Origin of the sequence: Marinobacter lacisalsi, from assembly GCF_042651045.1 — a bacterium.
Lineage (GTDB): Bacteria > Pseudomonadota > Gammaproteobacteria > Pseudomonadales > Oleiphilaceae > Marinobacter > Marinobacter lacisalsi.
In genome coordinates, this window is the sequence record NZ_JBHSDI010000044.1 from 1 (window position 1) to 4,287 (window position 4,287).

A 4,287-nucleotide genomic window follows, 5' to 3' on the forward strand; every position below is an offset into this window, starting at 1 on the left:
ATTACTTTACCCTTATACGTCGCCCGATAGCTTCGGTGCCGGCGGCTTAGTCCAACAGACATTTAAAGGTCATGCTGCGCACGACCATTAAATGCTTAGGTGTTAAACATTATGGCGTATAAATGTCCGAACTGCGGTTCGAAGCTGTCAGCTAAGGTTTTGATCGTCAAGAACGTGACCTGCAAAGGATGCGGTTCCGTTCTCCAGGCTTTGCCTGTTAGCGGACTTATGGGGTTTGCAGCGGGTGGCCTGATGTACCAGGGCGTGGAAGGAAACCCCCTATTGCTCGTTGTGGGCGGATTTTTAATTGGCGTTACCTTGTTGCTAGTTTCCCTTTTTCCGGGTATTCGGGTTGTGGGAGAGCGCCGGGATTAATGTTTAACAAGGCGCATCAATTCGCGGCCTGCGGCCGCCGGACGCCCTTTTCGTTGCGGCTGCGCCTCCACTACAAGTGCGCCGTTGTGCGCTGGCGTTATGACTAAAGCTATGCATCAGATTGAAAGTATTCTGGCCCAAAACGAAAAATATCGGCTCGATGATCCGATTCCTACCGGGAGTCAGATCGACCAGGCAGAACTAAGCCTAAGAACCGAGATGAAAAGTTGGTATCGTGATTTTGTCAGATTGGGCGGTTTAAACGATCTAAGGTTTAGTGCTGAAATCCTCTCACCCCAAGAGCTGGTTGAGAACCAAAGGTACATTGATAGCCGAGCCTATGTTGCGTTTGCCAGCAACGGATGTGGTGACCTTTTCTGTTGGTCAGTTTGCGAGTCGCCGGCAATTTTCTTTTGGGATCATGAGACAAGCCAGTTCACCGAGGATGCACTAGATTTCGTTACTTGGCTTGAGCGTAACCGGTTCTAGTCATAACCAGTAGTTGTAGTTCGTTCCGGCCTGCGGCCTCCACCGGACGCCCCTGTCGGGCCGCCGCTAAACCAAGGCGTTATCTGTGCCGGCATCGAGCCAAAGGAACAAATTATTTATGAGATTGGAAATAATTGAAGATGGCGGAGTGCCATTCGATGTTTCAATACATGAGGGCGACAAAAACTGTCCTGTAGTACTTTTTGCTGTTGGCTCTGGAGGTCAACCTGAGCGATACAGTACATTGTTGAAAAAATTAGTCGAATCTGATTTCACCGTCATTGCTCCTCATTTCGAGCGATTACTTTCGCCACACCCGAGAGAGGAAGAGTTGGCTTTGCGAGGAAGGCGTTTGTCCCTCGCACTCTCTGCGTTCAGTCAACCTGGCGCAAAAGTAGTTGGTGTAGGTCACTCAATTGGCGCCACTACTCTTGTCGCTCTAGCTGGGGCGCAAATGTGGTTGGGTCCTGGTCGGCAGGTCAATATTAGCCGGGAAAAGACGTTGCTTCGCCTAGCCCTTTTGGCGCCACCCACTGGGTTCTTCCAAGCTCCAGGCGCACTTGATGCTCTAAAAGTGCCGATTTTAGTTTGGGTGGGCTCTGAAGATAACATTACCCCGCCATCACAAAGTGAATGGTTGGCTCAAGCTATATCTAGCTCGCAAAAAGCAGATCTACGCATCACTAACGGCGCTGGTCATTTTTCGTTCATGGATTTAGCTCCGCCGAATACAGTAGAACCACTAGACAATAAACTTGAATTTATTCAAGAGTATTCAAGTGAAGTTTCTAAATTCCTAGCAGGGTGAGCAATGCTATTCATGTTTGTCGTAATGAGGCAGGTAAAACAGATAACAATCGCGTCAATCAGGACGCTCGCAAGCTCGCGCCTATTACGCGGGCGTTGTACGAGTAGGTACTGATGAACTTCGAAATTGGTCGATCAGAAGATTTTGTCGTCGAGCACTGTTACTCCTGTGCCGTGCCTGGCTATTTGATCGTCTCTCCATTGGCTACAGTCGAATCGCTGGATGCTCTGCCTATGCAATCAGCTCAAAGCCTTGGCCCTTTGTTGGCCAATGTCACGTCGCTGGTGAAAGAAACAGTTAATCCCCTGCGCATATACTGCGCTCAATTTGGGGAAGAGCAATCTCAGATTCATTTTCACGTTTTTCCCAGGGGAGCAGCCCTCACGGAGGAGTATCTCGACGCATTCCCCCACCATGCTTCACAAATTCGGGGTCCTATTGTTTTGGATTGGGCCAGGGACCGCTATCGTTGTAGCCAGGAAACGGTCTTTGAGACGGTTGCGGATGTTATTGGCCAGCTGCGGGAGTCTTGGACCGTACAACAAGGCCATGCACCGGATGCCAAAAACTCTGCTTCGCGCCGTTTTTGCCACCGGTGATGGCTGGCGTTAGCAAGATGCCAATAGGCACACACTCTGCTAGCCTCGTCTCATGAAGCAAATTAACTGGAATGCTGAAATAAACCAGCAGTTGATGAGCGAGCGCGGCGTGTCCTTCGAGGATGTCCTTTTTGCTCTTCAGTCTGGTGGTTTACTTGATGATGGACCTCACCCCAACAGGGAAAAGTATCCGAATCAACGCTTGCTTGTAGTTCGGATTGATGATTATGCCTGGCTGGTGCCGTACGTCGAGAATGATAGAGAGATCTTTCTCAAAACGGTCATCCCCAGTCGCAAGGCCACCAAGACATTTCTAGGGGGGTAGCATGGCCAAGACCAAATTGGATCCCGAAGAGCAAGAGCTGCTGGAGGCATACGAATCCGGAAAGTTCGAGTCAGATCTGGATGCCGATCGTCGGGAGTACCTGACGAAGGCAGCGGAAGAAACGTTCAAGAAAGACAAGCGGATCAATATACGTATCTCCAGTCGCGACCTGGAGGCACTTCAACGTCGGGCACTGGAAGAGGGACTTCCTTATCAGTCCCTGGTTTCCAGCGTCCTCCACAAGTATGTCTCCGGTGGTCTCAAGGACGTCTCTGCTAACAAGTCAGGCCAGCGGACGCGCTGACGCGCGCCGCTGCCTTCTGCGTTATATTTTTGTCTGAGAATAGCATTTTATGGAAGATTACTTCTTAAATCTCGAAGCCGTACATCCCTCTTGTCTCGCCAAAATACTACTTGGCGATAAACTTCCAAAGGGTGGTGAGGTATGGGAATTTACCAACGAGATCAAGCCAATAGATCTATACAGCTATCTCTATGCTAAGTATGGACAGCCGAATGGTATGCAGAACTTTTTCAGGTCTGACGATTCTGACAACCTAATTCATTGGGAATGGGCTCTAGCTGGGGAGTATGGCCTGACTCTGATACAAGGACACAATTTTCGTACTGAGGTTCACCTAATTGGTGACTTTAAAGGTAAGGCACTCACATTAGAAAGTTTTATAACCCAGATAAAATCAGATATTGGGAACTATGGGCGGCTGATATCTGAGTTAAGAAAAGACCTAGAGAAATGGACACAATTTGTTAACCCTTATCAAAGAATTTCTTCTGCAGTTAATCAGCACTTTAAAAAGCTCAATGAGTTAAATATTAGTCCTGAAGAGGACAAAGTTCCTCAGCCAAAATCCGCGGACGATATGGCTTTATATCAAGAGCGATGGAAGTCAGTTGCTGAAAAATATAGCTTCGCGGTTGGTTTGATTTTTGGTTTGCGGTCTATGTTGCCAGTTCTTGCAGAGTCATTTGTTAACTTGATATTGTTCATGCTTTGTAAAAAAGATATAAAGAATAACGAGAGACTATTTCAAAATGTGCTCCGGCAACCGATAGATGTGCGAGTTCAATCATTGCATATTAATTGCATTGGGTTTGAAGAGCAAATTGACTATTCTTCTAAGGAATGTCGAAATTTTCATTCGCTGATGAATGAGCGAAATGACCTGTTACATGGGAATGTTGAAGTCAATAAGCTTGCAATAGGGGATGTTTACTTCAGAGGTAAAGTCCCCATTTTTTTGGAGTATCAAGACTTCTGGGATAGATCAATCGGCGTGTCATTGGATTCGGTGGGGTTCAAAGGCATATACAAGGATCACGAGGCGGTTATCGAGTTTATACAACACATTATGAGTAAGCTTAATCCAGAAGTTCGAGCGGAAGTTGCACTTACGACGGGAAGAAGGCAGCTTGGATTGAACAAAAAGAATGGTAGATTAGGTGTCCTGCTTCCTGAACACATGGTTGATTTTAGGCCGGTTTACAAATAAATATAACAAGTGCAGGCACGGCGACGCCCACTACATTGCGCCTTCGGCTCCATTCCGTGGGCGCGCATGCTGCAAGCGTTGAGGCTGTAGAAAAAGTCCCGAAAACCTCGCTCCGGGTTTGGTAGCATTGACTCATCGCAGGCCGACAAGGACCCGTCCCATGCCCCGCTTCAGGCACTA

General features: G+C 47.9%; 6 protein-coding genes. All 6 read left to right on the forward strand.

The features are described 5' to 3' along the window. The first annotated feature begins 486 nt into the window (after positions 1–486). The 6 genes from ACFOZ5_RS13575 (at position 487) to ACFOZ5_RS13600 (ending at position 4,107) form a co-directional block, all read left to right on the forward strand. Complete coding sequence (locus ACFOZ5_RS13575) at positions 487–864, forward strand: SMI1/KNR4 family protein (RefSeq protein ID WP_379888186.1); 378 nt, start codon at positions 487–489, stop codon at positions 862–864. A gap of 118 nt (positions 865–982) precedes the next feature. Next, positions 983–1,672 (forward strand): hypothetical protein, encoded by a 690-nt coding sequence (locus tag ACFOZ5_RS13580; RefSeq protein WP_379888188.1) that lies wholly within the window; start codon positions 983–985, stop codon positions 1,670–1,672. Positions 1,673–1,785: 113 nt separating this feature from the next. Beyond that, positions 1,786–2,271: an HIT domain-containing protein gene (locus ACFOZ5_RS13585; protein ID WP_379888190.1), complete on the forward strand. Its 486-nt coding sequence runs from the start codon at positions 1,786–1,788 to the stop codon at positions 2,269–2,271. A 52-nt stretch (positions 2,272–2,323) separates the two neighbouring features. Then, positions 2,324–2,596 carry a DUF4258 domain-containing protein gene (locus ACFOZ5_RS13590; RefSeq protein WP_379888192.1) on the forward strand — a complete coding sequence of 91 codons (273 nt, stop codon included), beginning with the start codon at positions 2,324–2,326 and terminating at the stop codon, positions 2,594–2,596. Position 2,597: 1 nt separating this feature from the next. Then, the gene (locus ACFOZ5_RS13595) at positions 2,598–2,900 is read left to right on the forward strand and encodes a CopG family antitoxin (RefSeq protein WP_379888194.1); all 303 of its coding nucleotides are present in this window, start codon (positions 2,598–2,600) and stop codon (positions 2,898–2,900) included. 49 nt (positions 2,901–2,949) lie between these two features. Further along, on the forward strand, positions 2,950–4,107 hold the full coding sequence (locus tag ACFOZ5_RS13600) for a hypothetical protein (protein ID WP_379888196.1): 1,158 nt from the start codon (positions 2,950–2,952) through the stop codon (positions 4,105–4,107). Positions 4,108–4,287 lie beyond the last annotated feature (180 nt).